The 25,247-nt window shown below is 68.6% G+C and carries 19 protein-coding genes and 1 pseudogene; 9 read left to right on the top strand and 11 right to left on the bottom strand.

Annotated features, from left to right (window positions below):
• Nucleotides 1-58: 58 nt before the first annotated feature.
• Nucleotides 59-3,061, top strand: coding sequence for an excinuclease ABC subunit A (locus ACH4TG_RS09865; RefSeq protein WP_398241653.1), 3,003 nt, complete (start codon nt 59-61; stop codon nt 3,059-3,061).
• On the opposite strand, the gene ACH4TG_RS09870 is transcribed toward ACH4TG_RS09865, so the two are convergent.
• From ACH4TG_RS09870 to ACH4TG_RS09895, 6 genes and pseudogenes are all read right to left on the bottom strand, one after another.
• Nucleotides 2,983-7,290: a carboxypeptidase regulatory-like domain-containing protein gene (locus tag ACH4TG_RS09870; RefSeq protein ID WP_398241654.1), complete on the bottom strand. Its 4,308-nt coding sequence runs from the start codon at nt 7,288-7,290 to the stop codon at nt 2,983-2,985. The genes ACH4TG_RS09865 and ACH4TG_RS09870 overlap by 79 nt on opposite strands.
• 217 nt (nt 7,291-7,507) lie before the next feature.
• Nucleotides 7,508-7,711: a LuxR C-terminal-related transcriptional regulator gene (locus tag ACH4TG_RS09875; protein ID WP_398241697.1), complete on the bottom strand. Its 204-nt coding sequence runs from the start codon at nt 7,709-7,711 to the stop codon at nt 7,508-7,510.
• A gap of 352 nt (nt 7,712-8,063) precedes the next feature.
• Nucleotides 8,064-8,654: an AAA family ATPase gene (locus ACH4TG_RS09880; RefSeq protein ID WP_398241655.1), complete on the bottom strand. Its 591-nt coding sequence runs from the start codon at nt 8,652-8,654 to the stop codon at nt 8,064-8,066.
• Nucleotides 8,651-9,253, bottom strand: coding sequence for an exonuclease domain-containing protein (locus ACH4TG_RS09885; RefSeq protein ID WP_398241656.1), 603 nt, complete (start codon nt 9,251-9,253; stop codon nt 8,651-8,653). The genes ACH4TG_RS09880 and ACH4TG_RS09885 overlap by 4 nt, the downstream gene beginning before the upstream one ends.
• 192 nt (nt 9,254-9,445) lie before the next feature.
• Nucleotides 9,446-10,464: pseudogene (locus tag ACH4TG_RS09890) on the bottom strand (IS5 family transposase).
• A 212-nt stretch (nt 10,465-10,676) separates the two neighbouring features.
• Nucleotides 10,677-10,850 carry a hypothetical protein gene (locus tag ACH4TG_RS09895; RefSeq protein WP_398241657.1) on the bottom strand — a complete coding sequence of 58 codons (174 nt, stop codon included), beginning with the start codon at nt 10,848-10,850 and terminating at the stop codon, nt 10,677-10,679.
• A gap of 304 nt (nt 10,851-11,154) precedes the next feature.
• Here ACH4TG_RS09895 and ACH4TG_RS09900 point away from each other — a divergent pair, with 304 nt between their 5' ends.
• Complete coding sequence (locus tag ACH4TG_RS09900) at nt 11,155-11,712, top strand: DUF6368 family protein (protein ID WP_398241658.1); 558 nt, start codon at nt 11,155-11,157, stop codon at nt 11,710-11,712.
• Nucleotides 11,713-11,737: 25 nt separating this feature from the next.
• Here the strand turns inward: ACH4TG_RS09900 and ACH4TG_RS09905 are convergent, their stop codons facing one another.
• Nucleotides 11,738-12,856 carry an IS630 family transposase gene (locus ACH4TG_RS09905; RefSeq protein ID WP_398241659.1) on the bottom strand — a complete coding sequence of 373 codons (1,119 nt, stop codon included), beginning with the start codon at nt 12,854-12,856 and terminating at the stop codon, nt 11,738-11,740.
• A 560-nt stretch (nt 12,857-13,416) separates the two neighbouring features.
• On the opposite strand from ACH4TG_RS09905, the gene ACH4TG_RS09910 reads away from it, so the two are divergent.
• Nucleotides 13,417-14,364 (top strand): hypothetical protein, encoded by a 948-nt coding sequence (locus ACH4TG_RS09910; protein WP_398241660.1) that lies wholly within the window; start codon nt 13,417-13,419, stop codon nt 14,362-14,364.
• Between the two features lie 321 nt (nt 14,365-14,685).
• On the opposite strand, the gene ACH4TG_RS09915 is transcribed toward ACH4TG_RS09910, so the two are convergent.
• Both ACH4TG_RS09915 and ACH4TG_RS09920 read right to left on the bottom strand, forming a co-directional pair.
• A complete protein-coding gene (locus tag ACH4TG_RS09915) occupies nt 14,686-15,210 on the bottom strand; it encodes a GNAT family N-acetyltransferase (protein ID WP_398241661.1) in 525 nt (174 codons plus the stop codon).
• Nucleotides 15,207-16,466, bottom strand: coding sequence for an XRE family transcriptional regulator (locus ACH4TG_RS09920; protein ID WP_398241662.1), 1,260 nt, complete (start codon nt 16,464-16,466; stop codon nt 15,207-15,209). The genes ACH4TG_RS09915 and ACH4TG_RS09920 overlap by 4 nt, the downstream gene beginning before the upstream one ends.
• A 154-nt stretch (nt 16,467-16,620) precedes the next feature.
• Here ACH4TG_RS09920 and ACH4TG_RS09925 point away from each other — a divergent pair, with 154 nt between their 5' ends.
• Genes ACH4TG_RS09925 through ACH4TG_RS09940 form a run of 4 tightly spaced genes read left to right on the top strand, consistent with a single transcriptional unit; the run spans nt 16,621 to nt 18,915 of the window.
• A complete protein-coding gene (locus tag ACH4TG_RS09925) occupies nt 16,621-17,040 on the top strand; it encodes an ATP-binding protein (RefSeq protein ID WP_398241663.1) in 420 nt (139 codons plus the stop codon).
• A complete protein-coding gene (locus ACH4TG_RS09930) occupies nt 17,037-17,234 on the top strand; it encodes a hypothetical protein (RefSeq protein ID WP_398241664.1) in 198 nt (65 codons plus the stop codon). Before ACH4TG_RS09925 ends, ACH4TG_RS09930 begins: the two co-directional genes overlap by 4 nt.
• A gap of 2 nt (nt 17,235-17,236) precedes the next feature.
• Nucleotides 17,237-18,358, top strand: a complete 1,122-nt coding sequence (locus ACH4TG_RS09935; RefSeq protein WP_398241665.1) for an adenosylhomocysteinase — start codon at nt 17,237-17,239, stop codon at nt 18,356-18,358.
• An 8-nt stretch (nt 18,359-18,366) separates the two neighbouring features.
• The gene (locus ACH4TG_RS09940; RefSeq protein WP_398241666.1) at nt 18,367-18,915 is read left to right on the top strand and encodes an NUDIX hydrolase; all 549 of its coding nucleotides are present in this window, start codon (nt 18,367-18,369) and stop codon (nt 18,913-18,915) included.
• A 62-nt stretch (nt 18,916-18,977) separates the two neighbouring features.
• Here the strand turns inward: ACH4TG_RS09940 and ACH4TG_RS09945 are convergent, their stop codons facing one another.
• On the bottom strand, nt 18,978-19,757 hold the full coding sequence (locus ACH4TG_RS09945) for an IMP cyclohydrolase (protein WP_398241667.1): 780 nt from the start codon (nt 19,755-19,757) through the stop codon (nt 18,978-18,980).
• Nucleotides 19,758-20,239: 482 nt separating this feature from the next.
• On the opposite strand from ACH4TG_RS09945, the gene ACH4TG_RS09950 reads away from it, so the two are divergent.
• The gene (locus ACH4TG_RS09950; RefSeq protein WP_398241668.1) at nt 20,240-22,009 is read left to right on the top strand and encodes a pentapeptide repeat-containing protein; all 1,770 of its coding nucleotides are present in this window, start codon (nt 20,240-20,242) and stop codon (nt 22,007-22,009) included.
• 179 nt (nt 22,010-22,188) lie between these two features.
• On the opposite strand, the gene ACH4TG_RS09955 is transcribed toward ACH4TG_RS09950, so the two are convergent.
• Complete coding sequence (locus tag ACH4TG_RS09955) at nt 22,189-22,920, bottom strand: SDR family NAD(P)-dependent oxidoreductase (protein WP_398241669.1); 732 nt, start codon at nt 22,918-22,920, stop codon at nt 22,189-22,191.
• A gap of 309 nt (nt 22,921-23,229) precedes the next feature.
• Between ACH4TG_RS09955 and ACH4TG_RS09960 the strand changes: the two genes are divergently transcribed.
• Nucleotides 23,230-24,564: a DUF1254 domain-containing protein gene (locus ACH4TG_RS09960; protein ID WP_398241670.1), complete on the top strand. Its 1,335-nt coding sequence runs from the start codon at nt 23,230-23,232 to the stop codon at nt 24,562-24,564.
• Nucleotides 24,565-25,247: the final 683 nt, after the last annotated feature.

A 25,247-nucleotide genomic window follows, 5' to 3' on the forward strand; every position in this document is an offset into this window, starting at 1 on the left:
TCCCGACCAAGCCCGTCATCTCCATCTGGTCAAGTCCGTGCGTTGTTAGCCTGGAGGCATGATCGACTCAGCAGCGTCCGCTCCCCAGGAACCCCCGTCCGTCCAGGCCGACGTCCGGGTGTTGGGCGCTCGCGAGCACAATCTCAAGGACGTGGACCTGACGGTGCCGCGCGACGCCATGGTGGTCTTCACTGGCGTATCGGGGTCAGGCAAGTCCTCCCTCGCCTTCGGCACCCTCTACGCGGAGTCGCAGCGCCGCTACCTGGAGTCGGTGGCCCCGTATGCCAGGCGGCTGATCGACCAGGCCGGCGTCCCCGACGTCGACTCGATCACGGGGATGCCTCCGGCCGTCGCCCTGCAGCAGCAGCGCGGAGGGCGCAGCTCCCGCTCGTCGGTGGGCAGCATCACCACGCTCTCGTCCCTGGTGCGCATGCTCTACTCGCGCGCCGGCGACTACCCGGCCGATCAGCCGATGCTCTACGCCGAGGACTTCTCCGCCAACACCGTCGAGGGAGCCTGTCCGCAGTGCCACGGCATCGGCCGCGTGTACGAGGTGCCCGAGCAGAAGATGGTGCCGGACCCCTCCCTCACCCTTCGCCAGCGTGCGATCGCCTCATGGCCGAGGGCCTGGCACGGCCACCAGCTGCGCGACGTCCTCGTCGCGCTCGGCTACGACGTCGACGTCCCCTGGAAGGATCTGCCGAAGAAGGATCGGAACTGGATCCTCTACACCGACGAGACGCCCTTCGTCCCCGTCCATTCCCGGCTCACCCTCTCCGAGGCGCGCGCCGCGATCAAGGCGGGCGTCGAGCCGAGCTACTCGGGCACATTCGTCGGGGCACGCCGCTACGTGCTCGACACCTTCGCCAACACCAAGAGCGCCTCGATGAAGCGCCGCGTCGCCCAGTTCCTCGACGTGGCCCCATGCCCGTCCTGCCACGGCAAGCGGCTCAAGCCCGAGGCCCTGACCGTGACCTTCGAGGGGCGCGACATCGCCGACTTCTCCGGGCTGCCGCTGCGGGAGCTCGCCTCACTGCTGTACCGGGCCGTCGCGGCCGCCTCGCAGCAGGCGGATGCCGCCTCCGGCACCACGGGGACCCCCGGCGAGGCCCTCCACGCCGACGTGCGCCGTCAGGCCGTTCAGCAGCGCGTCGCGGCCGGCGGATCCGCCCATGCGGCCGCGCCCGACGTACGCCGCACCCCGAACCAGTCGGCCGAGAAGCTGGCCACGACGGCGCGCCTGGGCGCGGAGCTGATCGACCGGCTGCGCCCGATCATCGACCTGGGTCTCGGCTACCTCTCACTGGACCGCACCACGCCCACGCTCTCGGGCGGCGAACTGCAGCGCCTGCGGCTGGCCAACCAGTTGACCTCGGATCTCTTCGGCGTCGTCTACGTGCTCGACGAGCCCTCGGCGGGCCTGCACCCGCAGGACGTGACCTCGCTGCTCGGGATCCTCGACGGGCTCAAGGGCCGGGGCAACAGCCTGTTCGTCGTCGAGCACTCCGTTGACGTGATGCGGCACGCCGACTGGCTCGTCGACATCGGCCCTGGCGCGGGCGAGCGCGGCGGCCGCATCATCTACAGCGGGCCGACCGACGGCCTCGCCGACGTCGAGGAGTCGGTGACCCGCGGGTACCTCTTCGGCGGCAGCGGTCTCCACCCGCACTCGCCGCGCCGGCCAAGCGGATGGCTCAAGCTCGACGGCGTCACCCGCAACAACCTGCAGGACGTGTCCGTGTCGATCCCGATGGGCGTCCTCACCGCCGTGACCGGCGTGTCCGGATCGGGCAAGTCGAGTCTGGTCAGCCAGGCACTGCCCGCCCTGCTCACCGAGCGTCTGGGGCAAGCCGTGCCCGTCAACGAGGCACCCGAGGACGACGACCTGCTCTTGGCCGATTCCCCCGACAGGCTCGAGGGCGCGCTCGACGGGGACCTGACCGGCGTGCGCCGCGTGGTCAGCATCGACCAGAAGCCCATCGGCCGCACGCCCCGCTCCAACGTTGCCACCTACACGGGCCTGTTCGACCATGTACGCAGCCGCTTCGCGCAGACAGCTGAAGCACGCTCCCGTGGCTACAAGCCCGGCCGGTTCTCCTTCAACGTCACCGGCGGCCGCTGCCCGACCTGCGAGGGTGAGGGTTCGGTGATGGTCGAGCTCCTCTTCCTTCCCTCGGTCTACACCCAGTGTCCGGACTGCCACGGCACCCGCTACAAAGCCAGCACCCTGGAGATCACCTGGCATGACCGGAACGTCGCCCAGATCCTCGCGATGAGCGTCGAGGAGGCCCACGCGTTCTTCACCGGCGAGGAGGAGATCATGCGGTCCCTGGCCGCGCTGATCGACGTGGGACTGGGTTACCTGCGGCTCGGGCAGCCCGCCACCGAGCTCTCCGGCGGGGAGGCCCAGCGCGTCAAGCTCGCCAGCGAGCTGCAGCGCGCCCAGCGTGGAGACACCCTCTACGTGCTCGACGAGCCGACCTCGGGGCTGCACTGCGCCGACGCCGACCGTCTGGTCACCCATCTGCAGACCCTCGTCGATGCGGGCAACACCGTCGTGATGGTCGAGCTGGACATGCGCGTCGTCGCCGCAGCCGACCACGTCATCGACCTCGGGCCCGGGGCCGGGGAGGACGGCGGCACCGTCGTCGCCAGCGGGACGCCGGCGCAGGTCGCCGAGGGAGGCGTCGGGGCGTCGGGGCGTCGGCGAAGTACCTCACCGTCGCGCTCGAGGAGTCCGCAGCTCTGCAGCGCTCCGCATGACCGTCCTCGTGAACGCGACGTCGCGGCGCGCGCTGGAGGGGGAATCTGGTGCGGGTCAGTTCAGCCGGCCGCGGCTCGGGTGGAGCGGCCGGCAGGTGGCGAGTCGACGACATGGTGTGGCTGCGCCAGTCGGGCCGGCGGAGACGCCCGACAGCCTCGCCTGCCGGATCCCGGGATCTCGCCATGTGGCGTGGTCCCGGGATCCGTTATCTCAGGGCATCAACTGGGCACGAGCGTCCAGTCCTTGACGACCGCCGATCCCTTTGTCAGGTCGACGGTTGCCTGCTGGGTGGCATAACCGTCCTTGGACACGGTGACCGTCAGCGGGTTGTCGCGCGCGTCCAGCCACCGCTGGTATGCGCCGGTGGTATCAGTACGCAGCGTGTAGCTGGCAGCGGAGGTGGTGATGGTGACTGTCGCCCCAGCCAGCGGATGCGTACCGGCCGAGTCCTGATACCGCACCACTCCGGAGAGCTTGCCCCAGGTCGCCGCCGGTGCGACTGCCATCGACACCGGCACCTGTGTCATCCGGTAGGGCGTGTCAGCGGTGGGCTGCACGGTGGCGCGGTAGGTGCCGGGTTGGACGATGGACGCGGCGGCCGCATCCAGCGCGACGGTGACCGTGGTACTCCGGCCGGGAGCCAGGGTGACCGAACTGCTGCTCAGCGAGAGCCAGTCGGGCCTGGCTGCGCCGGTCTGGTCCCAGCCGGGCAGCACCTGTGCGGTGGCGGCCGCGAACCCGGCGCCTATGCTGCCGCCCACGGTGTAGAAGCCGAGCGCACCGCCGAAACGGCCGCTCGCGGTCGGGGTGTTCGGCAGCTGGCTCCAGCTGTTGGTGGCCGGGTCGTAGGCGTAGCCCCGGTTCGACAGGCTGCCGTTGACGTTGCCGTCCTGCACCAGAAGGCGGCCGTTGGCGGCGGTGTAGGCCGCGCCCCAGGTCCGGCCCGCCAATGAGGCGATCGGGCTCCAGGTGTTGAGCGCCGGGTCGTAGACGTAGGCGCCCGAGCTGGGTCCGGTACCGGAGTTGACACCTCCGGCGCAGTACAGCTTGCCGCTGATCGCTCCGCATGCAGACCAGCCCAGGGCCTCCGGGTAGTCGGCGAGCTTGGTCCAGCTGTCGGTGGACGGGGCGTAGGAGTAGGCGGCGTGCGAACCGCAGTCGGTGCTGCTGCAGCCGCCGATCACATACAGCTTGCCGTCGAGGACCGCACTGGTCGAACCGGCGTACGCCATCGGGGCGTTGGCCCGGGTCGACCAGCTGTTGGCGACGGGGTCGTACACCTCGACCTTGGGGTCGGGGTTGCCGTTCGGGTTCCAGCCGCCGACCACATAGATCTTGCCGTCCATCACGCCGTGGGCTGGTCCTTCACGACTGTCCTGGGCACTCGCCAGCGCCGTCCACTGCTGGTCGGTGGGATCGTAGGCGTAGAGCGCGTTGGTGTCGTCGGTGCCGGTATAGCCGAAGCCCGAATAGAGAATGCCTCCCAGTGTCTCGGTCATGTTGTCGGAGATCTTGGTCGGATAGTCGGCGATCGCTGTCCAACCGGAGGCGGACGGGGATTCGTCCAGCGCCTTCAACTGAGCCTGGGTCTGGGCGGCCTGCGCCTTCTGCGCCGCGGTCTCGTTCCTCGCAGCTTGCTTCTCGTCGCCGGTCGGGAAGTAGCCGGACACGCTCACGGCGGGCACCGGGCCGGAAGCGCCGGCGTTGATGCCCTGCGCGGTGAACTGACCGGACTGGATGTCACTCAGGTTGACCGTGGCGTCGGCTGTGCCCGTGTTCTTCAGGGTCAGCGTCCCCTGGTTGGTGCCACCCCACGGCATGGTCTTGGACAACGAGACCTGATGGATGACGACCCGGCCCGCCGCAAGGGATGCGTCCGCTTTCGCGGTGGCTCCGTTCTGGACGGTGACGCCCGCGGTGGCGGTGGTGTAGTGGCCGTCGCTGACGTTCAGGGTCCGAACTCCCAGGTCAGGGCTGAACACTGAGTAGAAGCCGCCGTGCACGGCCGGGTCGTCCAGCATGGCGGTGGTCGCCTGCACCGCGCTGTCCGCGGAGTCGACGACCTTGGCGCCGACCAGTGCGTCACCGGTGTTGCGGTCGGTCACGGTGCCGACGACCAGGCCGCCGGGAACGGCGTCGCAGGTGGGCGAGCCGAGCAGGACGTTGTCCAGCTCCCAGTACAGCGAGTTGCCGCCGGTGTAGTGGAAGCGGACCTGAACCGCCGACGCGCCCGCGGCCTGCTGCAGCGGGAGGCTGATCGCGTTGTTGTAGGTGCTGACCTGTCGCTGCGTGTAGATGACCGACCAGGTCGCCCCGCCGTCCGTGCTGAGTTCCACCGAGGCGGTGGAGGTAACCCGCGGGGCATACGAGGACTGGAACTGAAGTACCGGGGGGTTGGCCACGGTGTAGCGAGTCATGTCGACGGCGGGGGTGGTCAAGTAGCTGTCCTGGGTTTTGCCCGCGCCGTAGTAGCGGCTGTCGGCGACTGCGTAGTTCCCGCTGCCCCCGGTGCTGTTGCCGTAGTTGGTGGGATGGTCGAATTCCCAGCCGCTGGTGGTGCCCGGAGCGTTGGTGACCGTCCAGCCGGGGGGCGTGGTCGTGGAGTCAAAGGTCTGCCAGACGCCGTGCAGATTGCGCTGGTAGCCCGCGGCGGTACAACTCGCCGGGTCGACGGGGACCTTGACGTCCACGGTCTGGCCACTGCTGCTGCCGGTGGTCACCTTCTGCTGCACGGCCTGATAGCCGGCGTAAGACGAGGTGACATCCAGGGTGTACGAGCCGTTGACGGGCAACTGAAGGCTGTACGCGCCCGTCTTCGGGTCGGTGTGGACAGGCGCGCCCGGCACACCCGCGATGCTGACCGCTGCGTACAGCGGGTAGCCGTGGCCTGAGTCGGTGACCTTGCCGGTGACGGTGGTACGGGCGACGGTCTGCAGCGCGAAGTTCTCTGTGACAACTCCCCCGTCAGTCACCTGCAGTGCCGGGATGGTCTGCGTTCCATAGCCGTAGGCACCGACGGTCAACCCGTAACTGCCCGGCGGCAGGCCGATGTCGTAGCCGCCGTCGGCTCCCGTCGTGGCTGTCACCCCGCCGACCGTAACGGTCGCTCCCGCCAGTGGCTTCGCGGTGGCCGCGTCGGTGATCACGCCTTTGATCTCGCCTGAAGCTCCGGTGCGGAACGCTGCCGTGCCGTTGGGGGTGCCGAGGCCGGTCGGGCCGTCGTATCCGGTTCCGGCGGTGCACAGGTAGGTCGGGGAGCAGGTGCCGTTGCTGCCGGTGGTCACATCATTGAGCGCTGAGCGATCGTTGTACGGGTACGAGCTGGGGGAGGTGCCCGGGGCGGGTGTTCCTGCGTCGGCGTAGACGCCGGCGATGATCGGGGAGGATGCGGAGGTGCCGCCGTAGACGGTCCATCCGCCGCCGCCGTAGGTCTGGTACACGGCGAGGCCGGTGGCGGGGTCGGCGACAGCGGACACGTCCGCGACGGTGCGCTGGGCGCAGCCGGTGTCGGTCTGCCAGGCCGGCTTGGTTTCGTACAGGGAGCAGCCGGAGCCGCCGCCCTCGGCGGTACCAGTCTTCCAGACGCTCTCGCTCCAGCCGCGGCTGGTGTTGGGGTCCCTGGTGAGAGCGGTGCCGCCCACGGAGGTGACGTATGGGGATGCGGCCGGGTAAGCCACGCCGTAGGCGCTGTCGCCGGAGCTGGCCACGACCGCCACGCCCGGATGGTTGTAATACGCGTCATAGGCGGTCTCGGACGGGTCCTCACCAGTACCCGGCGACGCGGAGTACTGGGAGCCGTAGGAGTTGGAGACGTACTTCGCGCCAAGCGCCACTGCCTCGTTCACGGAGGCGCCGAGATCGCGGTTGTTCGCCGATGTGGCCTCGACGAGCAGGATGTGGGCGTTGGGGGCGACCGCGGAGACCATGTCGAGGTCGAGGGAGATCTCGCCGGCCCAGCCGCTGTTGGGAGCGGGGTAGTTGGTGCCGCCGTTTTCGTCGACCTTGCGGAAGCAGCCGTTGGCGGTGGTGCAGGCCGGTAGCCCGTACTGGGCGCGGTAGACCGCCAGGTCGGCCTCGGCGTTCGGGTCGTCCTGGGCGTCCACGATGGCGATGGTGGCGCCCGCGCCGGCGTTTGCCGGGAGGTTGTAGGCGGAGACCAGGTCGGCCGGGCCGTATCCGGCGGGCGCGTTGGTGTTCCCGTCCGCGGGGTTGCTGGAAGGTTTGTCGTTCTTGCCGCGCATCACACCCTTGACGGCGGAGATATCGGTGCGCTTGAGGGCGAAACAGGTGACCTGCCCGGGTTTGGGAGCGGTAGAGCACGCCGGTTGCGACTTCGGTGATCCGGTGTGCGTCTGTTTCGCTGTGGTGGTGGGCGGTGGCGCGGCGGTGGAGGCGCCCGGCGTAGGAGGCGTGGCGGTCCCGGGGGTCGCGGCGGCAAGAGCCGGCGCACCGCTGAGGCCCGCCAGCGCCAGCGCGCTGATGGCCGCCGTGGTGGCGGCCATCATCCGGAGGCGTCTGATTCCCATCGTGGTGTGGAACCCTTCAATGGCAGTGCAGAGTCAGCGGCGACCGGCCCGGGTGGGGCTTGAGGTCGGTCAAGGGATGACGCGTTCTCCGGCGCTGGTACACCACGACTCACGAAGCGGGAATGCTCCGGGGCAATGTTTCAGCCGGCCGCGGCTCAGGCGGAACGGCCGGCAGGTGGCGAGTCGATGACTTGACGAGTTGTCGCCACGGACGACTTCAGACCCAGTTGTTGCTCATCGCATGCCAACCCAGGTGCATGCGGGAGCTGACATGCGCGGTATCCATCAGCGCTCGTAGCCGACGCTGCACCGTCCGCGGAGAGATGCCTACTTGTCGCGCGATCGCCCTGTCCGGCAGCCCGGAGAGCATCGGTTGCAGGACCTGGCGATCGACGGTGGTCAGACTTCCGTCGTCCCGCAGATAGGGCCGTGCGCGCCGCCAAGGCGCCTAGAAGAGCTCGCAAGCGAGGGCAACATGGAGTTCCTGGATCATCACGCTGCACTGCGGGCTGGTGACTACCACCGCTATCCGCTGGTCGGCAATGCCCAGCTACATCAGCGGCCAGTCGACCACTCGCACCTGTTGGCCGTCGATACCACCCCAGCGGACGTGACCGCAAAGACGAGACGCGCTGTCAAAGACTGGTCGCGGTGGCCGCGTGCATCCTCGCTCAAGTCGAAGCGCTCGACGTGTGTGTGGGAGGGGTGGCGAGCCAGGGGGCGGCTGCTGGCGGGCTCTGGGGGCTCGCCAGCTGAGTCGCGCAGCTGGCTCTTCATGCCGGGACCAGCTGCAACGCGAGCCGCACCGCGGTCTTCACGGCCCGGCCCTCGTCGTGCGGGTCGTGTGTGACCCGCAGATGCTCGATGTCTTGCTCGGCGAGCAAGCCGTGGACGTGCCGGTCGACGAGTTCGCGGTATCGCGAGTCGTACGCATGCCGCTTGGGCTCGACCGGCGCGGCCGGGTCAAGGACGGTCGCCAGCAGCAGGTCGTACTTCGCGTGCTGGGTGGCAGCCAAAAGCCGCATCCGCTCGTCATCGCCGGGATCAAGGATCTCGCCACGGAACTCGACGGCGGCGTGCCAGCAGGCCAGGGCGTCCACGACGGCGCAGTCGGCCAGGACGACGTCCGCGCTCTGGGCGGCACCGATCTCATCGGCAATGCCCTGGGCGATGGCCCATTCGGTGGAGGCTGCCGTGTGCTGTTCCCTCTTCGGCAGCCCGAGACCGGCGGCTCGCTTGCCGACCCAGCCGGTGCGCGCGACGCGGATGCCCTCGGCGCGCAGCTCCATCTCGATGCGGCGCAGCAGCATGGTCTTGCCGGTGGAGTGGGCGCCGGTGATGCCGATGCGGATGGGGTTCGTCACCACAGTGTGGGGTCCTCTTCTGGTTGTGGGGCGCCAGGCAGGCTAGGCGGTACCGAGACCGCGGCGAGCTGGCCCCAGGTCGGGTAGCGCTCGGCGAGGTCGAGCAGCAGCAACGCTGTTGCGTAGGCGTCGAAGCGGGCTCGGTGCCGCTGGTCGGGGGCGTGGCTGAGGTCGGGCTGTCGCTGCTTGATCAAGGCGTCCAGTCCGTACCCGGGCAGGCCGGGGACGGCGGCGCGGGCCAGACGCAGGGTGTCGATGACCCCGGCCGGCTCCCAGCCGGGCAGGTGGGCGGACAGCACGCGGTAGTCGACGTGCGCGCCGTGCGCGGCGATCCACGCCTCACCGAGGAGCCCGCGCACCTGCCCGGCGACCTCCGGCCATGAGGGGCTGGAGGCCAGGACCTCGTTCGTCAGGCCGTGAACCCGGGCCGCGAAGGGCGTCACGGGGCGGGGCGGGCGGATCAGCCACGCCCCAGCCGTGCTCGTGTCCGGTCGGCCGTCACGGATGGGCAGGGCAGCGACCTCGACCAGATCTGGCGGGTTGGTGCCGTTGCCCTCGACGTCGACGACGAGCAGCGGCGGCCAGGTGTTGTAGTTCATGGCGTGCGCGTTCCGGTCCCCGCCGGCCAGCCGATCGGTGCCCGGCCGTGCTGGCGGTAGTGGTGAGGCTTGCTCCGGTCGTGGCACCGGAAGCCGTAGCCGTGCTGGAGGTAACACCGCGGCGGCTCGTCCAGGCCCTCCACGATGATGGCCCGCTCGTCGCTCTCCACTAGGGGCTGTTTGGGGTTTGGATCATGTGGTTGAGGTGAGGTGCTTCAGCCACATGATCGATCCGCGGAGGTGGAGTCCTGCCTCGTAGCTGGCGGGCGACTTGTCGTAGCGGGTGGCCAGGCCGCGCCAGGTCTTGATCTTCTGGAAGCAGCGTTCGACGGTGTTGCGCTGTTTGTAGCGTTCGGGGTCGTAGGTGACAGGCCGTCCGCCGGCCGAGCCCTTCTTCTTGCGGTTGGCCTGCTGGTCGATCTTCTCCGGGATGACTGCGGTGATGCGGCGGCGGCGTAAGTAGGCCCGGTTGGCCTTGGAGGAGTAGGCCCTGTCGGCGGCCACGGCCTGGGGTCGGGTGCGGGGGCGGCCGACCGGCCCGGGTATGCGGATCTTGTCCAGCACAGTCTGGAACTGGGGGCTGTCCCCGGCTTGTCCGGGGGTCAGGACGAACGACAGGGGCAGTCCGCATGCGTCGACCGCGGCATGGATCTTGCTGCTCAGTCCGCCTCGGGACCGGCCGAGCCCGGCGGCGTCCGCCCTGGCTCTGCGACGCCGCCGCGCTGCAGCCCGCTCCGGGTCCGGCGCGTGCGTGCCACCCGTGTCCGCGCCGGCCGTCGCCGGATCACCCGCAGCACGGGCGGTTGCTTCGGAAGCGGAGCCCCCTTTTCCTCGGTCAGGGCTTGTTCCAGGGCGTCCAGGGTCTCCCCGGCCACGGCCAGTCCTGCCGATTCGTGATGCGCCCGCACGATCGTGGAGTCCACGCTGACCAGCTCCAGGCCGACCTGCCCGCGCGCGGCCGCCTCGGCGATCAACGCGTCCATCAGGTCCTGGAACACACCGGCCTTGGCCCAGTTGCTGAACCGGGAGTAGATCGTGGACCAAGGCCCGTACCGGTCCGGAACATCACGCCAGCCACTGCCGGTGCGAAACCGCCACAGCACCCCGTTGAACTGGTCCCGCACCCGCCGCGGCAACGGCCCGGTAGCCGCCACCGGCAACAGCGGCTCTATCAAGGCCCATTCGGCATCCGTCACGTCAAAACGCGCCACACCCGAGTTCTACCAGCCACCAGGCCACACAAAGATCCAAACCTCGAACAGCCCCTAGGCCGCTGGCTCCCAACTGGCGCGCCGTGGAGTCACCTCATGGCGTTCGACGACCCCAAGTACGTTCGCTCATTACTGTGTTGCTCCTTGTCTGGGCGGTTGCCGCAGGGCCCTTGCTGCCTTTCCGATCCGACTCGCTCGTGCAACGTCGAGCCTCACGTCGTACGAACTGCGCCCACCGCAGCGGCCAGTTCACTGGCTGTGGGGCGGCCGGCCGGTTCGGGGCGAAGGGCCTTCGCCAGCACCATCTGCATGGCCGGCCATGCCGAGGACGGGGCCAGGGGGATGCTCCCCACCCCGATCGCCTCGCGCAGCTCCCCTACGCTCATCTCCCCCGTGTCCAGGCCGGTGGCGGCGTAGTCGAGTGGCCAGTCCCCGAGCCGACCGGCTCGTTGCGGTCTGGAACGGTCAGCCGCCAGGCTCCAAGGGCGGGGGCACCGCCGATGTGGTCGAGGAAGCACGCGCCGTGACGCTCCCGGTGGATGTTGTCTGGCCGACGGGCGCAGCTCGCCGTAGCGCCTAGTGCTGTGACCGGGAAGGTTCGCCAGAATGGTGGTTCGATGCTCGGTCGGCTGGATTCGAGGTTGCGAGAATTCAGCGGTGTCGGGCCGGGTGGCGGGCTAGGCTCCCGGCATGGCTGGCCCGACCCTGGTGATCGAATTGGCGGAGCCCATCTCCTCGGCTGTGCTGACTGAGTTCAGCGCGTTGATGCGCGGACTCTCAACCCGCTTCGAGCAGCAGGGCCACGGATCCTTCGACGTCAACGTGCCTGTCGAGCGGCTTGGCATGGAAGCGCCGACGGCCCTCGACGCGCAGGACGTCGACAGTCAGCGGCCCTTTCTGGTCTACCTGATGGGTCCGGGGGTCGGCGACGAGAGCATCTTCGAGGCCGAACACGCGGATGAGTCTGAAGTGGAAGCAGTCCTTGGCTTTAAGCCGACCCATGCCGTGAATGTCAGCGCCGGATGCAACCGTGGGATCGACCACGCGGCCACTGCCCTGCTCACCGCGGCGGTCATCGATGTCCTCGGAGGTGTGGCCAAGGCCGAACTGTTGGAAGGGCAGGAGGCGGTGGTCTCCGGACTTCCAGGGGTGCTAGGCCTCACCGACGAGGAGTATCCGATGGTGCTCGGCACTGCAGAATTCCTGCGGGCCTGGGTCGACCAGCCCGGTTTCCGGCTGGTCAAGTAGCCCAGCAATCGGGCATGCAGCCTTCTCAGGCGGCGACAGCCGGTCTGCCGCCCCAGCGGAGGCCCTTCTCGCTGCGGATGCGGGCCCGTTCGCGTCGTTGGGCGGCGAGGACTGTGGGGTGCCGGGCATTCTTGTTGCGCCAGCGCAGGTAGGCGTGCAGGGCCCGGGTCTGGACGGTGTGGTTGCGGTGGTTCGAGTTCGCGATGGTGAACTGCCGCAAGGGTCCGAAGTGGGCCTCGATGGGATTCGCCCACGACGCGTAGGTCGGGGTGAAGCACAGCTCAACGCGGTTCTTCCTCGCCCAGCGCCGGATCGTGTCGCCCTTGTGAGCGGACAGGTTGTCCAGGATGACGTAGATCGGGGCGACGTCCGGGCGGGCCGCGCGAATCGACCTGAGCGCTGCCAGGGTGTTCGCGGCGCCCTTCTTGTACCGGTTCATGCCCCACAGGGTGTCGTCGCCGATCGAGTAGCAGCCGTGGAAGTAACGAACGCCGTGGGTGCGGTGGTAGGTCGCGGGGTGCCGCTCGGGATGGCTGGCGGGAGCCCAGCCCGAACCCATCGTGGGACGGATCCCGAGAGGCCCGAACTCATCGAATGCGAACACACGGCCGGGGAAGCGCTCCAGGACGTGCTCGATCCGGTCGAGCTTCGTGTCCCGATCCGGGTCCGGAGAATCCTTCCACGTCTTGGTGCGTTGGAAGGTGATGCCGCGGCGGGCGAGCAGGCACCGTAACGCCTCACGGCCGGTCCTGATCATCCGGCCGTGCACTTTGCGCAGGTAGGCGGCGAGTTTGCGGATCGACCAGCGGGTGAAGGGCTGGCCGAGCTTGGTCGGGCGGGTGGTGGCCGTCTGGACGACGAAGTCCTCGTCGTCAGGACTGAGCAGGCAGGGACGGCCTCCCGCCCACCGAGGGTCCAAGCAGGCCAGGCCGATCTCGTTGAACCGGTGGATCACGTCACGGACGGTGTCCTCGTCAGCCTGCACCAACTGGGCGATCACCGGCGCCAGGTTCCCGCCGGCTGAGGCCAGCAGCATCATCGCGCGTCGGTACCGCACCGAACTGGTGCTGCCCCGACGCACGATCTGCTGCAGCTTCTGCCCCTCCTGGAGAGTCAACCTGCGCACACGGACAGGCTCCGCCATCACACCCCCAGCGATCGGAATGGACGTCATCGCACATCCAATCGCCGGAACCAGCAACCCGGCGAACCTTCCCGGTCACAGCACTAGCCAGCCCTGGACGCAATATTCCGGAACCCTGGCTCCCATCCCCCAGGCCGCCGGCGACCTTTGATCACCAGGAAGCTCCGACAACTGGCCGCTGGCAGGGCGGGCGCCACAGGGCCCCGCGGCGTACCTGGCGAATCCGCTCCCGCTTGCGACGATCTTGCGGAAGGCAGCCGGCCAACGGTGGTGCGACTCAGCACATCGGCCAGGGCGCGGCGGCCGGCGGTCGAGCGGGCGGCGGGGGTGGTCCTCACGAGCGCGGGTCTGCGTCACGGCGGGTGCGCCTGGCGTGCCGCCAGGCGCCGCGGAACGCGCCGGGCTACCGGGGACCACACGGGTCGGCCCCCAATACTCTGGCCCGCAAGGCTTCCCCTGCATAGGCTGATCCCATGCATGGACTTCCGTCCTGGTTACAGCCCCGCAGACGCCACTCCGATTGGCAATGGCCGGGCCGGCTGATACGAGCAATATTCCCCATGAGCAGCCGCCGCGGGTTGACTGAACCCGTGATCTCCGCGGTCGCCGATGCGTTGGGGGCCCGGGACGGCTACGTTCTCAAGGATCTGTTTGATTACGATCACGCACCTTTCCCGAACGGGCGCTCGTTCGAGGTTCTGCAAGTTGGCTCGTGTGACAAGATTGCCGCCGAGATCCAGCGCAGGGTCACCGCCCTCGGCTACGGCCCCGTGCCGGAACGGCGAGGTCTCCTCCTCAACGGGGAGCCCTGGAAGGGGAATGACCCTCAGGCAGACGATGCGCTGCCACACCTTGCGTACACGATTCTCGGCCCAGGCGAACAACTGCAAGGCCTGACAATTCCCCGGGGAACAGCAGGAATCCGGATATCCATCTCGCGAGGACGCATCCTGAAGGAAGGCGACAGCCCGGAGGCCAAGCACCTGAACGCCGCCACGACCCAAAGAATGGCTGACCACGGCCTACGCGTCCGCCCTGTACCCGCCTGGCATCGCTACTGGGGTTGGTGGTGGCTACGGCGGACAGTCAAAGCAGTGCTGGTCGCGCGCGGTCACATGCTTGGCGCCTACCGCGGCCGCGTTGTCGAGGTCCGCCAGGTCGGCGGTGAGGCCTCAGCAGGTCCGTGCAACCTGTCCGTGCTGACCCTTCGCCGCGGAAGTCGCGACGAAGTTCTCCGCCGTCTCACGGCCGCCCTCGTCCGCCGCGGGTACCAAGCCTCCGCCCAGGGCGACGGTTCTGGGATGCCACGCTTCACCACTACTCGGGCCGGCCAAATGGAGGTCCATGCGGTCGTCTTCGAAGCCGGCGAGATCATCGACGCCAAGGGCCGCGCCGTCCCCGCTGACCGGACCGGAGTGGGACTCACCCTCACCCGTCGCGGGAAGCGCACCGGCACACGCACATCCGTTCTGCCGTTCATGAATGCCCCTTCAGCTGCCGACGGTTGAGTTGCTTCCGTTAGCCTCGATCTTCGTGACGGTCCGTCGGTTTGCCCACCGAGGTCCCGGCCACGGCCGCAGCAAACATAGAGGCCCAAAGCAACGCGATCCGCAAGGCACAGGCCGTTGTGGCCGTCGTGGGCCCGGAAACAGTCGCCTTTGCGGCACCCGAAGTCGCGAGGGAAGTCCAGACAACCCGGAATGCAGTGCTCCATCAGCGCCTGGACAGCACCTCGTTGGCCAGGAACAGGGTGCTGGGCCTGCTGGACCGATTCACGGCAGCAGCCCGCGCTGCGCTGGAGGATGACCGACAGCGACCCCGGCCAACGTCTAGGAGAGCGGCAACTCCGCCACCATGACCGCGTACACCGGGGAGTCGGGGAACGGCTGACGCTCGCCGACCTTGCGGAAGTCCCAGAACTCGTACAGGGCCTGGACCTTGGGGTGCTCGACGTCGACCAGGAGCACAACGAGGTCCTCACCCCGCTCGGCGAGAAGCGCCCGCGTGAGCCGCTCGGCCAGCCCGCCGCCCCGGTACTCGACGCGGATGGCCATCTCCGAGAAAGAGAACGTCCGGTGCTTCTCCGGGGCGGGCTTCAAGTGCTCGCGCCACCACTCCCTCTGCGGGGTCGCCGGGGCGCCGTAGGCGAAGCCCACCGCGTCGTCGCCGGAGTACGCGATGACGCAGGCGAAGCCGGGGTTGCCTCCCCAGTGGTCGACGAACCAGGGGAACCGCTCGTCGAACTCGGACATGTTGTCCTTGTATGCGTCGGCGTGGATGTCGATGATCGTCTGCCGTATCGCCGGAAGGTCGTCGTGCGTGAAGTGCCGAAGGTCGAGGACGGCGGTCGTCATGCACGGCTCCATTCGAGTCGGTACCGGTCCCCCCACTCTCGCGTGACGGGGGCGTTCGGCGCCACTGTGATCAGGTCACGGTAGTAGTCGCCGAGCAGGGAACGCATCCTGCCCGGCAGGGGGTTGCCGCTCATCAGGCCGAAGACCGACGCGGCGGTGTCGCACGCCTGGTCGACGTCACGCTGGTGGAGCTGCGCGAGGGCGAGCCTGGTGGTGGCCAGGGCCCGGTTCCTGCGGAACTGCTCGGGGATCGCGGACAGCGCCTGGTGCGAGGCGGCCTCGGACTCCGCGGCGTCCCCGATGCGGTCCCGGACGATCGCGGTCATGGAGTTCAGCTCAGCCGGCCCGTAGAACGCCATCCAGCTCGGACGGGGTTCGCCCTGCTCGGCCTTGGCGAGGGCCTCCCCGGCGTGCCCCAGGGACCGCAGAGCGGCCTGCCGGTCGCCGAGGTTGGAGTGCCCAACGGCGGTCCGTGCGTGGGCGAGAGAGGCGAAGAGCGGATCTCGGCGGCTCACGGCGGTGGCCTGGGCCGCCTGCGCGGAGTCGACGGCCTGGGTGAAGTGCTGCCGCTGGTGGGCGAGCATAGCGAAGGAGTTCCAGACCCGCAGCTCGACGACGGGGTCCTGGGCCAGCCCGGCCAGGTACAGGGCACGGCTGAGGTGCTGCTCGGCCCGGTCGGAGTGCCGGGCGTCCAGAGCGGACCAGGCTGCGGTGGCGGTGTAGTCGGCGGCCACGGAGAACAGGCGCTGCCGGATCCGCTGTGAGGCCGCCCGGTGCTGCATGTCCATCGCCCTGGACGCACCGACCAGGGCCGCCTGTTCGAGGCTCTCGTGGCCACCTCGGGTGTCGTCGAGGGTCATCAGGTCGTCGAGGCCGTTGCGGAGCCGGATCACGTCGGTGATGCCAACCATGGACGGCCTAGAGTTGATGGGGGTGACCATGGCCGCCGTCGCGGTCGTGGCCATCAGGAAGTTGCGGCGCCTCACGTGCTGCTCCGGTTCGACGGCGGGGCTCGGGCGGCCTGGCGGGACGAACCCCAGCTCCTCGGCCGTCCTCCCGAATACTGCCTCCAGGGCGTCCCGTTGCCGACGGTGCGGCCAGCGGGATTTTCCGGTCAGCCAATGCCGTACTGTCCGGTCGCTGACGGTTCCCTCGTGCCCGTGGGCGCGTAAGTGGGCGTTCACCGCATCGGCCAGCTCGGCCTGGGTGAGCCCTGCTTCGCGCATGGCGCAGTTGAGGTCTTCGTTCCCCTCCACTCACCCAAAGTAGCCACCAACTGCGCCTCGGTAGAAGGTCGCGACCGGAAATTTCCGGTGGACCCCGATGCACGAACGGCAGTTTTTTCCTCTACATCCCCACGTGAGCGGCCGTTGACTGAGGCAGGCCCAGCCCCAACCCACCGAGGTCCTGATGCCCGTGACCAAGACCACCAGCCCCACGGGGCACCCGGGGTACTCCGAGACGCTGAAGTGCACTTCCGAGAGCACAGAAGCCGCCCGGCGGCTCGTCCGCACGGCCTTGGCCACGTGGGACTTGGAGGCCCTCGTCGACGACGCCGTCCTGATCGTCAGCGAGCTGGTGACCAACGCCGTCCGGCACACCCCCAGCCTCCTGATCCGGGTGTCCATCACTCGCTCTGCTCCCGGCCTGGTCCGCATCGACGTGGTGGACCGCTCGCAGCGGCCCCCTCTGCGCCGCCGGACAGACGAGTACTCCGAGAACGGGCGCGGCCTGACCCTGGTCGACCGGCTGACCGCGCACTGGGGATCCGACCCGCTGCCGTTCGGCAAGCGGGTCTGGGCGGTCCTGGCCGAGGAGTCCGGCGCATGACCAAGGACGGCAGCGCCTGGATCGGGGACCAGGTCCGTGACGAGAACGCCCAGCGCGAGGGCATCGTGACCGACGTTCAGGCGGGCACCTACGTGCTTCGCCCGGTCTACGGGACCGGCCAGGAGTGGACTGCCGACTCGGCCGAGCTGCTCACGGTCACGGTGCCGCGCGAGAACATCCCGCCAGAGAGGTGACCATGGAGTCGTTTGAGCGCGCCCGGTTAGACACCTACTTCCGCAAGATCACGTCGCAGTTCCGCCCGGAGGAGCAGCCCTCGTCGTTCCTGGTCACGCACTTGCTCCCGGAGCGCCCGAGCTTCGTCCGTGCGGTGAGCGCCGCGTCCAAGCTCCGGGCCGTCCTCCCCAAGCCGAAGTCCATCGTCTCGATCGCCCAGCGTGAGGTGGAGGCCGTCGCCCAGTGCGACCCGCTCAGCAGGGACCTGTTCGCGGACCCGGACCGGACCGTCGAGTACTTCGAGAACCGGGCACGCGGTGAGCGCCTGGTGCTCCTGGACGTCGGCGGGTACTTCGCCCCGACCATCAACGCCCTGTGGGACCGCTTCTCCGGAACGATCCTCGGCGTGGTCGAGGACACCGAGAACGGGCACAAACGGTACGCTGAGCTGGACAAGCTCCCGTGCCCGGTCGTCTCCGTCGCCCGCTCCCCGCTGAAGGACCCCGAGGACTTCCTCGTCGGCCAGTCCGTGGTGTTCTCCACCGAGGCCCTGATGCGCAGCCGGGGCGACATCCTGCACGGCCGGCCCGCGCTCGTCATCGGCTTCGGCAAGCTCGGCTCGTCCATCGCCCGCCTGCTGCACGCCAAGGGCGTCCAGGTCACCGTGTACGACATCGACCCGATCCGCCGCACCCAGGCCCTCTCGCAGGGCTTCACGGTCGCCCGTGACCGGGACAAGGCCATCCACAACGCGGGCCTGGTCCTGTGCGCCACCGGCTCGATCTCCCTGCGCAGCGAGGACTTCTCCACGCTCCGCAACGGCGCGTACGTCGCCACGGTGACCAGCAGCGAGGACGAACTCGACCTGGCCTCTCTCCCTGCCGTGTACGACCGCACCCGGGACACCGAGCACGTCACGCGGTACCAGACCACCGGGCACTACTTCTACCTGCTCAACGGCGGCAACGCCGTCAACTTCCTGCACGGCGCCAGCGTGGGGCCGTTCATCTTCCTCGTGCAGGCCGAGATACTCGCGGCCATCCGGATGCTCGCCCGCGGCGACCTGGGAACCGGTATGCACGAGGTGTCCGCCGTCGACCGGGCCGTCATCGCCGACACCTCATTAACCTACTTCAACCGCTGAGGAGCCCCGTGCCCATCACCGCCCAGCACGTCCGCGACACCCTGACCGCCTACCTGGACCAGCGCCCGGAGGACAAGGACTCGGTCTCCACCCTCCTGGACGCCCTGGAAAACACCGCCGAGACGATCACCTCGCGGAAGGAGTTCGGCGGGCACGTCACCGCCGGAGCCCTGCTGCTGCGCCCCGACGGCCGCGTCCTGCTCGTCGAGCACAAGGCCCTCGGCAAGTGGCTGTTCCCCGGCGGGCACCTGGAGGAGGAGGACGATTCCCTCATGAGGGCCGCCCTGCGGGAGCTGGCCGAGGAGACCGGCATCGACCCCAGCCTGGTGACCCCGGTCAGCCCGGTGCCGCTGCACGTGGACATCCACCCCATCCCGGCCAGCCCCGCCAAGGACGAGCCGGACCACCAGCACTTCGACTTCCGATTCCTTTTCCGCACCGACGCCGACGTCACCGGGCTCCAGGCCGAAGAAGTCCTGGACTACTCCTGGCAGTTCGCCGACACAATCGCCGCCGAGCCGCTCCGCAGCCGGCTCCTGGCGGTGATCCGCCCCTGATCGGCCTGCCGACACCATCCGTGGCTCCCCCAGCGGTCGCAGGCTCCGCGCCCGGGCCGAGGTCAGCCTTGGGCCGGCTTGGCTTGCCGAATTTCAGCATGCGCAACCCCGCCATGTGAGAAGACTGCTGCAGCAATCCGAAGGTGTGGTGGGAGGGAGGACCACAGCTCCTCAAGGAGGTTGCTGCGGCTTTCTGAAGCGGTGCGAACCTCAGTGAGCGGGTCGCCGGTAGCGATCTCGTGTTCGTCTGAGCGGTAGGTCGTCATAAGCACTCCCTCGCCAGGCGCCAGATCACTGACCTGCAAGGTCAACCTGTTGGTGGCCAAGCGTCCCCCGCTGCTGTGCCGTGCGGCGCCGAACCAGACCCGACCGCCGTCCCTGCCGTCGGCGGTGACGGTTAGGCGAGGGGTGAAGATCGGCGGGTCCGGTTCGTAGTCCAGTCCGTCCAAAGCCAGTGCGGGATGCTGTCCGGAGTCGAGGCGGTCGGCGACTGTGGCGACCTGTTCTCCGTTGCCAAAGACCAACCAGTCCCCGCTTTGGCGGGCGGCGACGTAGTGTCGTAGGTGGTCGTGGGCGAGCCGTTCTGATGGGGCGACGATGAGTTCACCTTTAGGAGTGCGGTGCAGGGCGCGGGCCTGGGAGGCACTGCTGCGTCCTGTGAGAAAGTACGCGCCAAGCGTGTCGCCGTTGCCGGTCCGACACCACAGCACACCGCGCCCCGGGTAGTGATTGTCCGTCAGCACCTCGTTCAGCCAGTTCACTAAGTTCGACACCCCTCCGGTTCGTTGGCCTCGCAGCACGAGGCTGCCGGTGACATCCAACCGGATCGGGGGCAATGCCACGCAGAGACCTTTCCAGTTCCTGTCACAGCCACTCGTTGATGCCCGCGACCAGCACAGTCGCTTCATAGCGGACGGCGAGCTTGTCGTACCTCGTGGCCACCGCGCGATGGCGCTTGAGGCGGTTGATCCCGCACTCCCAGACGGAGTACGTCAGCTGAGAGTCCTGTTCCGCATCATCGCTTGAGGAACGGTGCTGGTGCTGTAACGGTTCGGGGACGCGCGCCCGAGGTGGGTCAGGGGTGCGTTAAGACCAGGACATGACGACTTCTGCACCTTCCTTGGGTCCGTGCGGATACGGCGCCGCCGATGGCGTGCCGTTTACGGGCTGTGTGGGCGTCGCTGCCACCCCCTCTGGCCGGTGTCTGAACCACGCGCCCACCGATGAGCAAGCCGCCTTTCTGGCATCCCTGTCGCCTGGTGCCGACTTGGACTTGCGGGGCACCACCATCGATGAGGCACTACTCGCTCGTATCCTCAGCGCTGTGACCGACCCGGCGACCCACCGGCCGGTCATTGGGGTCGCCCAGTTCGGCTCAGCCACCTTCAACGGGGACGCAACGTTCGAGTCGGCCACCTTCAATGGGGACGCATCGTTCGACGCGGCTACGTTCAACGGGGACGCCCAGTTTCACCAAGCCGCGTTCGCAGGCCACGCCAAGTTTCGGGAGGTCGAGTTCGGGGGGGTCACCGACTTTGGCTTGGCCACGTTTGAGGGGGTTGCCGCGTTCAGCTCGGCCGCCTTTGCGGGGGAAACCGCGTTCCGTTCGACCACCTTCGCCGGCATGGCTGCGTTCGACTCGACCATCTTCGTTGGCGACGCCGTGTTCGACTCGGCCACCTTCAACGGGGAAGCAACGTTCCGCTCAGCCACCTTCACCTGGAACGCCCGGTTCAGTAACGCCACCTTCGCCAAAGGCGCCCATTTCAGCAAGGCAACGTTCGCAGAGGTCGGCCGGTTCAGCAATGCCACCTTCACAGAGGTTGCCTGGTTCGACGAGGCAACCTTCACCGGAGGAGCCTGGTTCGACGAGGCAACGTTCATCGCCAAGGCTTGGTTCACCAACGTCGCGTTCAAGGGAAACGCCTGGTTCGAGGCGGCCACCTTCGCCCAGGACGCCCGGTTCAACTCATCTGTCTTTGAGAGAACAGCATTTCTGGGTCCGCTGACCTGCGCGGGGAAGGTGGGCTTCTTCCACGCATCGTTCGCTGTGGCCGTGACGTTGGAGATCGCGGCGAAGTCGGTGTCGTTCCGGCGGACACGGTGGGCGCAACCTGCCACGGTGTGGCTCCGGTACGCCGACACCGATCTGAGTGACGCCGTGGCGGAGTACCCCGTGACGATTGCCTGCCGCCCCCGACCGTTCATCCCCGTGTCGGGCAGTCCAATAGATGAGTCCATCCTTGCCGGCCTGCCGACGGATCAGGTGCGGGTGACCTCACTACGTGGCGTGGACGCCGTCCAACTGGTCCTGACCGATCTCGACCTCAGCGGGTGCCTGTTCGCGGGCACGGTCCACCTGGACCAGCTCAGGATTGAGGGCGACTGCCGATTCTCCGGACCCCCGGCAGGTGTACACCGGCGGGGCCGCCTACTGCTGGTCCGATATACCCGCCGTAACACGCTGGCGGAGGAACACCACTGGCGCCACACCCGCCCCTGGGCGGGGACTGGTTGGGAGCCGCCCAGCTCTGATGGGGACGTCACGCAGCCGCGGGCTCTGGCCGCGGTGTACCGGGCGCTGCGCAAGTCGTATGAGGACTCCAGTAACGAACCGGGCGCCGCAGACTTCTACTACGGCGAGATGGAGATGCGCCGCGCTGATTCCCGAACCGCGCCGGCTGAGCGCGGTCTGATCACCGCCTACTGGGCATTGTCCGGCTACGGCCTACGCGCCGCCCGCGCCACGGGCTGGCTACTGCTCGCCATGGCCCTGACCATGCTGGTCATGATGCTCTGGGGATTGCCACAGCGCGACACTCCCTCGCTCACCACAGGCACTGTCGCTGAGCACCGCGTCACCATGACCACCAACAGCCCCGATCCTGAGAATCCGGTCGGCCCGCCTGGCGACCGCCTGACCAGCGCACGCTTCGAAAAGAGCCTGCGCATCGTCGTCAACTCCGTGATCTTCCGGGCATCGGGCCAGAGCCTCACCACCGCCGGCACCTACACTGAAATGGCCTCCCGCCTAACGGAACCGGTTCTCCTGGGCCTCGCACTCCTCGCAGTACGTGGTCGTATCAAACGCTGACGCCACAGCCCAGCCCGCCGTCGGGCCGGGCGGCCGAACACCTTCGAGCCGCCTCCTGTCACAGATCGGCTCTTGAGCTCGGCCGGCATGAGCACGTCGGGGCTTCCTCGCAGGTCACGATGCGGTCACACCTACCGATTCGCCGACTGATTGCCTCGTTGGCCTCCTCACGTCGCTCGCTACAGGCCCCCAGCGACGCGCAGAACCGCACCGGTGGTGTACGCGGCGTCAGCAGACAAGAGCCAGGAGACGGCGCCGGCGATCTCGTCGGGCTGCCCGGCCCGGCCCATGGGAATGGTGGAAGCAACCTTCGCAGGCCGCTCGGGGTCGGTGTGAAAGTCCGTCCATATGGTGCCGGGGGCAACGCAGTTGACGCGTATGCCATCCGCGGCGACTTCCTTGGACAGGCCGACAGTCATCGCGTCGACCGCGGCCTTCGCTGCAGCGTAGTGCACGTACTGGCCAGGGCTGCCCAGGGTCGCCACGGCTGAGGAGATGTTGACGATGGCCCCCGTGCCGGTTCGCGCCATGTCGCGCACCGCACGACGCGCGCACAAGAGGTAGCCCAGCACATTGACGCCCAGCGCGTGGCGCATGCCGTCGGCGTCGGCGTCGGCCAGCCGCCCGTTGGGGCCGCTGACTCCGGCGTTGTTGACCAGACCGGTAACGGGACCGAGCCTCTGCACGGCCGTGTCGAACAACCGGTCGACGTCGGTCTCGTCCGCGGTGTCCACGCGGACGGTCAGGCATCTGCGCCCCATGGCACGGACAGATGTGGCAACCTTCTCAGCGGCCAAGTCGTCCGAGCGGTACCCCACGACGATGTCATGGCCATCAGCCGCGAGGCGTTCGCAGACGGCGGCTCCGATACCCCGACTTCCACCTGTGACGACAGTGACTGGCAGTTGCACGGCGAACCTCCAAGTGGCAGATGATCGATCATCGATCACAGACTAACGCCAGACGACAGCCGAGCGAAGGCATCGAGCACACGTTGGTTCGCCGGCCTCCCCCCTCCTGGCGGGACCAAGTCCCGCAGCTCCGACCTGTTGAACCAATGAGCGAAACGCTCGCCCACGGGAGGCGCGGCGAGGTCCGCCGAGCCGGCCAGGGGATGCCGGAAATACACCGAAATGCAACTATGAGGATGAAGTGGCCGGGTGGTGCCGAGGGTGCGCCTCGGGTCGGTGGAAGTCCTCATCGCGAACAGGAGCAACGGCGTGGGCAAGCTGGCTGACGACCTGAGGACGTTGAGTCGCGAGGCGTACTTCTACCTCTACCCGTTGGTGACGATGGACCTCACCCGCGGCCAATCCGCGGCCTCCGCCGCGGGAGCCAGGCCCGGATCGGGCCCGCCGAACGAGTTCCATCACCTGCGGGAGTTCCCGTCGGCCGACTTCCGGATCGTCGTACGCCCGAACTTCGACACCCTGTACTCCAGCGCCTGGCTCGACCTGACCGCCGGTCCCGTGCGGTTGTCGGTCGCGGACACCGGCGGCCGCTACTACATGCTGCCGATGCTGGACATGTGGACGGACGTCTTCGCCGCGCCGGGGTCGCGCACGACCGGCACCGGACCCCAGCAGTACACGCTCGTCGGGCCCGGACACACGGACGAGATCCCGCCGGGCACCGAGGTGATCCACGCCCCGACACCATACGTGTGGATCATCGGCCGTACCCAGACCAACGGCCCGGACGACTACGCGGCCGTGAACGCCGTCCAGGACGGCTTCCGGCTCACTCCCTCCCGCCCCGTCGGCCACGGTCCCGACCAGACAATGGACCCCGACACGGAACCCCTCACTCTGGTCAACCGGATGACCGGCATCGAGTTCTTCACCCACGCGTGCCGGATCCTGCGTACCGTGCCCCCGCACCCCACCGACTTCTCGATCCTGGCCCGCATCGCCGACCTGGGCATTACCCCCGGCCGGCCCTTCGACGACGAACGCTTCACCGCGGGCCAGAAGGCCGAGATCGACACGGGCGCCAAGGAAGCGCTCCAGCAGATGCTCGCCGCCCAGCCCACCCTGGGCACCCAGGCCAACGGCTGGTCCAGCGTCCTGGACACCATCGGCGTCTACGGCAACGACTACTTCCGGCGCGCCGTCGTCACCCTCCTCGGAATGGGGGCTAACCCACCCGAAGACGCCGTCTACCCGCTCCTCAACGCCGACGCCGACGGAGAACCCCTGACCGGCACGCACGACTACGTGATCCACTTCGACGCCGACGCCCTGCCCCCGGTCTCCGCGTTCTGGTCGATCACCATGTACGACGCCGACGGCTTCCAGGCCCCCAACGCACTCGACCGCTTCGCGCTCGGCGATCGCGACCCGCTCACCTACAACGCCGACGGCTCCCTCGACCTGTTCGTCAGCCACACCGATCCGGGCCCCGACCACCGGCCCAACTGGCTCCCTGCCCCTACCGGCCGCCTCGGCATCACGATGCGCCTGTACGCACCCCGCCCCCGCGCCCTCGACGGGCGCTGGACCCCACCCGTCGTGCGCAAGGCCGAAGACCGAAGTGCGCGGCGGGAGGACGGCTGACACGGAAGGCGACGTCGTATCCCGACCACGACGGGCTTCCGTCGCGCTTGAACACAGGCGCCTCAGGCCCCGTTCTCGCCCACCACGGCACGCGCCTCCTGAATGCCTGCCAGAAGGTTGTGCGCAGACGTTTCGGCTGCATCGAGCGCGGCCACAGCCCGGGAGTGGTCCCGTGACCGCAGGTGCAACAGGGCTTGAAGGAGGTCGGACGTTGCCTTCGCGGCGGCCCAGGCCATGACTCGTCCCACTCCCGCCATATCCAGGTCCGCGATCTGCAGTGACGTGCTGTCCATCCGGGCCACGAGCACTGACGCAACGTCGCGACCGATCGACTGGTCCCAGCCGAAGGCCACTGGTCGGGGGAAAGCTTCGTCGCGCAGTGTACTGTCGCTGGCTGAGGCCCCTCAGGGTGCCGACGCGGTGTTCGACCGGCTCTGACCTGGTGCCGCATCCGGCGGGACGGCACCCACGAGTTGCTGGGCGCGGCCACCGACCCGCCGCTCGGCGTGGGGGGGGGGGGGGCGGCCCCCCCCCCCCCCCCCCCCCCCCCCCCCCGCCGCGGGGGCCCCCCCCCCCCCCCCCCCCCGCGGCCGGGGCCGGGGCCGGGGCCGAGGCCGGGTTCGGGGTCGGGCTTGGGGCCGAGGCTGGGACTGGGGCCGAGGCTGGGGTAGGACTTGGGGTTG

This window comes from Streptomyces sp. NPDC020917 (genome assembly GCF_044333795.1).
In the GTDB taxonomy this organism is placed as follows: Bacteria; Actinomycetota; Actinomycetes; order Streptomycetales; family Streptomycetaceae; genus Actinacidiphila.

Coding starts and splice junctions, on each gene's coding strand:
- ACH4TG_RS09865 (WP_398241653.1), top strand. CDS start 59: ATGATCGACTCAGCAGCGTCCGCTCCCCAGGAACCCCCGTCCGTCCAG.
- ACH4TG_RS09870 (WP_398241654.1), bottom strand. CDS start 7,290: ATGGGAATCAGACGCCTCCGGATGATGGCCGCCACCACGGCGGCCATC.
- ACH4TG_RS09885 (WP_398241656.1), bottom strand. CDS start 9,253: ATGAACTACAACACCTGGCCGCCGCTGCTCGTCGTCGACGTCGAGGGC.
- ACH4TG_RS09895 (WP_398241657.1), bottom strand. CDS start 10,850: ATGAGCGTAGGGGAGCTGCGCGAGGCGATCGGGGTGGGGAGCATCCCC.
- ACH4TG_RS09900 (WP_398241658.1), top strand. CDS start 11,155: ATGGCTGGCCCGACCCTGGTGATCGAATTGGCGGAGCCCATCTCCTCG.
- ACH4TG_RS09905 (WP_398241659.1), bottom strand. CDS start 12,856: ATGGCGGAGCCTGTCCGTGTGCGCAGGTTGACTCTCCAGGAGGGGCAG.
- ACH4TG_RS09910 (WP_398241660.1), top strand. CDS start 13,417: ATGAGCAGCCGCCGCGGGTTGACTGAACCCGTGATCTCCGCGGTCGCC.
- ACH4TG_RS09915 (WP_398241661.1), bottom strand. CDS start 15,210: ATGACGACCGCCGTCCTCGACCTTCGGCACTTCACGCACGACGACCTT.
- ACH4TG_RS09925 (WP_398241663.1), top strand. CDS start 16,621: ATGCCCGTGACCAAGACCACCAGCCCCACGGGGCACCCGGGGTACTCC.
- ACH4TG_RS09930 (WP_398241664.1), top strand. CDS start 17,037: ATGACCAAGGACGGCAGCGCCTGGATCGGGGACCAGGTCCGTGACGAG.
- ACH4TG_RS09935 (WP_398241665.1), top strand. CDS start 17,237: ATGGAGTCGTTTGAGCGCGCCCGGTTAGACACCTACTTCCGCAAGATC.